The sequence below is a fragment of the Filifactor sp. genome, assembly GCF_057248345.1.
In genome coordinates, this window is the sequence record NZ_DBHIIC010000060.1 from 1 (window position 1) to 6,858 (window position 6,858).

Here is a 6,858-nt window from a genome sequence, read left to right on the forward strand (position 1 = left end):
CCTCCTAACATCGAATGATTAAGGAGGTTGAGGTTTTTTGTAGATGATTTAGTAGTCAATATCTTCCAATATACCGTTCAATTTAGCAATGGCAATGCCGTAGTTGGTAATTGGAATGTGTGAATGGACTGCCTGTTCGACACGACTCATCACATGTTTTTTGTTAAACATACAAGCACCACAGTGAATGATGACATCGTAGGGGCTTAAATCGTTTGGAAAATCATTTCCGGAAACAATATCAATCTTCAAATCGGGGTGTATTTTTTTTCGTAGCAGACGGGGCAATTTTACTCGTCCGATGTCTTCTTTGAGAGGTCTGTGGGAGCAAGCCTCTGCAATCAAAACTCGTGAGTGTTCATTTAAGGAATCCAATATTTGTGAACCACGAATAAATTCCTCTATATCTCCTTTATGTCTGGAAAACAGTACGGAGAAGGAAGTTAATAGACTCTCTTCGGGCTTTTTAGGAAATACTTGTGCGAACAGTTGGGAATCCGTAATAATCAACTTGGGAGGTTTGTTTAGGGATTCCAGGGCTTGATCGTACTGTTCGAAAGTTGTTGAAATTACAATACACTGATGGTCAAGCAAATCACGAATGGTTTGTACTTGTGGTAGAATGAGGCGTCCTTTTGGTGCTTGGATGTCTTGGGGCATTACCAGCAGTACGGTATCAAGTGGTTTGACAAGATGGCCACAGATGGATTCTTCTTTTTCCAAACCGGTACTGATTGTTTGGAGTTCTTTCAGTAAGGTGTCGATATTTTCTTTGTGTAATGCACTGACACAAATTGGTTTCTTGCCGAATTCTGTTTCGATTGCAAGAGATAGGTTATTACTGTCAACTATATCGGATTTGTTCAGTACAAAAACAGTTGGGATGTTTTTATCACGCAAATAGGCAATCCATTGTCGTTCTTCTTCAAAAGAGCCATCACTGAACAAAAAGATGGCAATATCTGTCTGTTCAACGACTTGTTTGGTAAGCTCAATTCGTTCATTTCCAAGTATACTGTTGTCATCAAATCCGGCAGTATCAATCAAAAGGCATGGACCGATAGGATGTAGCTCAATGGCTTTTTTGACCGGATCGGTGGTCGTCCCTTTCTGCTCAGATACCAGTGATACGGTCTGATTGGAGATGGCATTGATGAGTGATGACTTCCCGACATTTGTTTTTCCAAAAAAGGAAATGTGAATACGGTTTGCGTTTGGAGTGGTCTGCAATTCATTTCCTCCTTATCTTAGAATCTGAAATCACGAGAACCGTGTTCCATTTGAAGGATATATTCTTCGGAGCGTCTTTTTACATTGGCATCCAAAACATGCGCTAATTCTTTTTGAATCAGTTGTTCTCCCAGTTTTTTGGTTTCAGGGGATGCATAGTCAAGCAGGTATTCTGTCAATGTCATCAGTGAGTTCGGTTGGCATACATTTCCAATTTGACCTGATTTTGCAAGTGCCATGAAACGATCTCCGGTACGACCTGCTCGGTAACAAGCAGTACAGAAACTTGGTACATAACCGGATTTCATCAACCAATAGATGATTTCATCAAGGGTACGTTTGTCGCTGGTATCGAACTGTGCAGAGTTGTCTTCCAACAATTCTTTTTCGGCATATCCTCCAACACTTGTCGAGGAACCTCCACTGATTTGAGAAACTCCGATTTCCAATACTTCTTTACGAGAAGAAGCAGATTCTCTTGTTGAGATAATCATACCTGTATACGGTGTAGAAATACGGATCAATGCAACAATTTTTCTGAATAGAGAATCGACAATTGCTTCCGGAAATTCACTGACATCGATGTCATCTGCAGGACGAATGCGAGGAACGCTGATGGTATGAGGTCCAACACCGAATCTTGCCTCTAAATGTTCTGCGTGCATAATCAGTCCGACAAAGTCATAACGATATTTATAAAGTCCGAACAATACACCGATACCGACATCGTCAATATCTCCTTCCATCGCACGATCCATTGCCTCTGTATGATAAGCATAGTCATGTTTTGGACCGGTTGGATGAAGTTGCTCGTAGGTTTCTTTATGGTAGGTTTCTTGGAATAAAATATAAGTACCGATTCCTGCCTGTTCCAGTTTTTTGAAATTTTCTACAGAAGTTGCTGCAATGTTGACATTGACACGACGGATGGCACCGTTCTTGTGATGAATGTTGTAGATGGTGTCGATACTTTCCAAAATATATTCGATTGGAGAATGAAGAGGATCTTCACCTGATTCCAATGCAAGTCGTTTGTGTCCCATATCTTGCAGTGCGATAACTTCTCTTCTGATTTCTTCCTGTGTTAATTTTTTACGACGAATATGTTTGTTCTTTTGATGGTATGGGCAGTATACACATCCGTTGACACAGTAGTTGGATAAATAAAGCGGTGCAAACAGTACAATTCTTCTGCCGTAGATACGCTCTTTGATTTGTTTTGCAAGTTCAAACATTTCTGCGATGATTTGTTCATCTTCACATTCCAGCAAAAGAGCTGCCTCACGGTGTGTCAAACCTTGTTGTTTTTTTCCTTTTTCCAATACTTTGCGCATTAACTCTAAGTTGTCTTTATTTTTTTGTGCATATTCAATGGTGTCCAAAATTTCTTGGTCATTGATAAATTCTTCTGCATGGCTAGATGCAGGATTATATGTTGTCATAATGTTTCTCCTTTTATCAATATAAATGTTGTAATGATGTTGGGTTTGTGTTCGAAAGATGTTGTGAGATTACCTCGGTATTTTGCCAAGGGAACGTATCATGGTTTCCAGTTCTTGTCGTTCGTCTTCGATATTGTTTACCTTAATTGTGGTTGGATAGATTTCGTAAAGTTGAACATATTCCGGTGGAGTCACTTTTCGCATAATGACATTGGCACCACAAGAGAATATGTTATTTTTTTGTTTACTGTCCAATACGCCGAGCGAAGTGGTTGCCGGCAAGTTCGCCTTAGGTAAGAGAATGCGTGCAATGGCAACTGCTTTTTTGGTCAATTCGGTATTTCCGGCAGAACAATCTTTAAGGTCCGTCTCCGGATGTGGGATGAAAGGTCCGATACCTGCCATATCACACTGCAAATCGTAGAGAAGAAAAAGGTCTTGCGCAATAGTGTGTAAGGTTTGATTCGGCAGACCAATCATAAATCCGCTACCGGTGGCATATCCTAATTTCTTGATATCTCTTAGACATTGTGTTCGAGTCGCAAGGGTTCCACAAGGGTGGAGGTTGCCATAGAGTGAGGTATCAGCTGTTTCGTGTTTTAGGAGATAGCGATCTGCTCCACATTCTTTGAGATAAGCAAGCTCCTCAAACGATTTTTCGCCACAGCTTAATGTAATAAACATATCGACTTGTTTTTTGATTTCCTTGACAATAAATCCAAGTTTTTCTACCGTAAAATAACCGTCTTCTCCGGATTGTAGAACTGCAGTAAGGTATCCTGCCTTTCGTGCATGGATGGCAGTTTGTATCACTTCTTCTTCTGTCATACGATATCGTTTGGCAGAGGAGTTGGTCGCATTCAATCCACAGTATCTGCATTTTCGTTTACAATAGTTGGAAAATTCTACAATCGCACGAATATCAATATACTTATCGTGATGAAGATGATTGAGTCTGTCGGCATAGTCGAATACCGGAGAAAAATCCTCTAATTCCAGTAAAGCAAGGATATTTTCAACAGAAATATCGTCAAGTAGTCTTTGAATTGCCGGAGGTGTATTCAATCCGTTACTCCTTTGATTTGGTATAAGAAGTCTTGACATTGACACCCTCAAGCATTCCTAATTTTCCCGACAAGCTACTGATTACATTTGTGGGCGCATCGACGATGACGCTGATTAACGAAACACCTCTTGTTTTGTAGGGAATCCCCATTCTACCTACAACATAATTTCCATATTCATGGAGAATATCATTAAGAGCATTTGTTTTTGCTAAGTCTTCTACAATAATCCCGATCAATGCTAAGCGATTTTCTTCCATTTTATTCCCCCCTTTTTATTTCATAAAAAAACCGTATGAAAGAAGATATTCTCTCCTGTCATACGGTATCGTACTTTTGGTTTTTGATATTGCTTGCAAACAAATTTGAAAAAAGATATGAAAAGATAACATCAGTTGAATTTTGAGAAAGATTGTCATAGTTGTTTAGATAAAGATATTTTTCAAAGTTTTCTAAAACAATCTTTTCAAAAACTTCTTATCTGAATTGATACTTATTTTCATACCAAGCAAAACAACGTGTGTTGTGGTAATTTTTGCAAACAAAAAACACCGCCTTGATACTATGGATCGAATCCATACTATTGAGTACGATACTGGTAAGTTAGAATATCTTTCTTTCAGAAAAGGACAATACATCCTTATCTTTCAGTCAGATAATTATAATATATCACAAAAAATAGAAAAAATCAATGAAAGTAACGATACTTATCTCCATCGTATCGTCTGTAATCATATACAATGGGGAGAAAGTGTTTTGTTTATCAGAAAAAAGCGTTTCCTCTTCAACAGAAACTGTAACTTTTGATAAATTTCGTAAAGAAAAGGGGATACCGGACAGTGTTTTGTCATTGGTATACCCCTTTTTATCATAATACTACTTGTCTATTATTCTAACTTTCGTTAGAAGGATTCAATGTATTGACCGTTACCGATTTTGGTGAAGTTACTTTCTTCAGTATGACAAGTGTTAAAAACATCAGTACAAAAGAAAGAGGTAACATAATAACGGCACTTTTTACAAAACCTGCAATCACATAGTTGACAAATGATACAGCTGCAACTGTCATTGCATAAGGCATCTGTGTATTGACATGGTTGATATGGCTACATTGTGCTCCTGCAGATGACATGATTGTCGTATCAGAGATAGGAGAACAGTGATCTCCACAAACAGCTCCCGCCATACAAGCAGAAATGGAAATAATCATCATAGTTTTGTCATGTCCGACAAAGACAGATACTACAATCGGAATCAAAATACCGAATGTTCCCCAAGAAGTACCTGTTGCAAAAGCAAGTGCGCAACCTACAACAAATACAACTGCAGGAACGAAATTCATAAACTGTCCGGTTGTATTTTTCATCACTTCTTCTACAAATGCGGAAGCACCTAGGCTATCTGTCATAGATTTTAATGTCCAAGCGAATGTTAGAATCAAAATAGCAGATACCATTGATTTGAACCCTTCCGGAATACATTCCATACATTCATGGAAAGAAAGTACTCGACGAGTGATATAGAATAGGATGATAAGAACCAACGCAATCATGCTTCCTAAGGATAAGCCGAAGGATGCATCACTACCTGAAAAAGCTTCGATGAAACCGACACCGGTAAAAAATCCGCCGGAATAAAGCATACCTGCTGCACAGAAGAAGATTAAAATCAAAACAGGAATCACAAGATCATTGACATTTCCTTTTCCTGAAACTTCATGGGAAGCAATATTGTCGTAAGGACGTTCCGGAGTTGTGTAGATATCTCCGTTTTTAGCATTTTCTTCGTGAGTTTTCATCGGACCGAAGTCAAAGTCCATCCATGTAATGGCAAACATCATAAAGATGGTCAAGAATGCATAAAAATTGTAAGGAATTGCTTGAATAAAAACTTGGAATCCGTCAGCACCCGGTACAAAACCTGTTACAGCTGCAGCCCAAGAAGAAATCGGTGCAATAATGCAGACAGGGGCAGCGGTCGAGTCAATTAAGTAAGCCAGTTTCGCACGAGAAAGTTTGTATTTGTCCGAAATCGGTTTCATAACACTTCCTACTGTAAGACAGTTGAAGTAGTCATCAATAAATACGATAAGTCCTAATATAATGGTCAAGAACTGCGCACCTTTACGAGTGGAAATTCTTTTTTCTGTCCATTCTCCAAAAGAGGAGGAGCCGCCTGTTGCATTCATCAGACTGACAATTGCACCTAAGACAACTAAGAATACCAAAATGCCGACATTATATTTATCTGAGAGAACAGTTACGATTCCATCAGTTAGAATATGATTCAATGCACCTTCAATAGAAAAATTGGAATAAAACAGTCCTCCGATAAAAATTCCGATAAAGAGAGAACTGTAAACTTCTTTTGTCAATAATGCAAGTGCGATTGCTACAATAGGAGGTATTAATGCCCAAAAAGTTGCATACAGAGCCGGGGACACCTGTTTATCTTCCGCAAAAACCATCGAAGGGAATAAAATAAACAGTGAGAATAATACCATGAACATACGTGAATTTTTTGCGTTAAAACAGATCATAATAAACGCTCCTTTCTAAAAATTTGAGATGTGATTGTTCGATTTCCGTTTTCGCCATCAAAAGAATGAAGTCATTCCGTTGGAAATGAAACAATACCATATAGATTATTATATTGAAGTTGTAAAATAGCATGATTCAAAATTAAAACGATATGTGTTTCTCATCAAAGAACTCCTTGTCAATGGTGCGACGTCTTTGAATCTATTTTAGAAAGAGTCCTTATCAATAAACCATAATCAATAGAATCGTTACTAAAAAATTGGATTTGTTGAACAACCTAATTTGTTGAATAACTGAATAGTAAAACGTCTTTTCTGAACAACTTATTTCTAAAAACAGATTCTCTTTGAAAACAGGTCTAACCAAAAGGAACAAACCATTTTTCAAGTTATAGATTTTCTGAAAAGAAAGTATCATTTTGTTAGTTTGAACTGTATATTTTACAAAATAAATATAATTTCAACAGTATAGCATTGAAAGATAATTCAGTCAATTCTAATATGGAATATTTTATGAAATTGTAAAAATGGTTAATTGTAAAATGAAAATGAACTAAAAAAATTCCATAGAAAATCACATTTG

Annotated in this window: 5 protein-coding genes; all 5 read right to left on the minus strand. The window is 37.7% G+C overall.

The features are described from left to right. Positions 1-48 precede the first annotated feature (48 nt). On the minus strand, positions 49-1,230 hold the full coding sequence (gene hydF, locus ACO5GE_RS07590) for a [FeFe] hydrogenase H-cluster maturation GTPase HydF (protein WP_484830312.1): 1,182 nt from the start codon (positions 1,228-1,230) through the stop codon (positions 49-51). Positions 1,231-1,247: 17 nt separating this feature from the next. Further along, positions 1,248-2,672 carry a [FeFe] hydrogenase H-cluster radical SAM maturase HydG gene (hydG, locus tag ACO5GE_RS07595; RefSeq protein WP_484830313.1) on the minus strand — a complete coding sequence of 475 codons (1,425 nt, stop codon included), beginning with the start codon at positions 2,670-2,672 and terminating at the stop codon, positions 1,248-1,250. A 69-nt stretch (positions 2,673-2,741) separates the two neighbouring features. Next, on the minus strand, positions 2,742-3,737 hold the full coding sequence (hydE, locus tag ACO5GE_RS07600) for a [FeFe] hydrogenase H-cluster radical SAM maturase HydE (protein WP_484830314.1): 996 nt from the start codon (positions 3,735-3,737) through the stop codon (positions 2,742-2,744). Between the two features lie 4 nt (positions 3,738-3,741). Continuing rightward, entirely contained in the window at positions 3,742-3,996 is a 255-nt protein-coding gene (locus ACO5GE_RS07605) for a TM1266 family iron-only hydrogenase system putative regulator (RefSeq protein WP_484830315.1), read from the minus strand. Positions 3,997-4,628: 632 nt separating this feature from the next. Next, entirely contained in the window at positions 4,629-6,275 is a 1,647-nt protein-coding gene (locus ACO5GE_RS07610; protein ID WP_484830316.1) for a Na+/H+ antiporter NhaC family protein, read from the minus strand. Between the last annotated feature and the right edge of the window lie 583 nt (positions 6,276-6,858).

What these genes read in the sequence shown, in the direction of transcription:
- ACO5GE_RS07610 (WP_484830316.1), bottom strand. Translation starts at nt 6,275, where the DNA reads ATGATCTGTTTTAACGCAAAAAATTCACGTATGTTCATGGTATTATTC.
- ACO5GE_RS07605 (WP_484830315.1), bottom strand. Translation starts at nt 3,996, where the DNA reads ATGGAAGAAAATCGCTTAGCATTGATCGGGATTATTGTAGAAGACTTA.
- hydG (WP_484830313.1), bottom strand. Translation starts at nt 2,672, where the DNA reads ATGACAACATATAATCCTGCATCTAGCCATGCAGAAGAATTTATCAAT.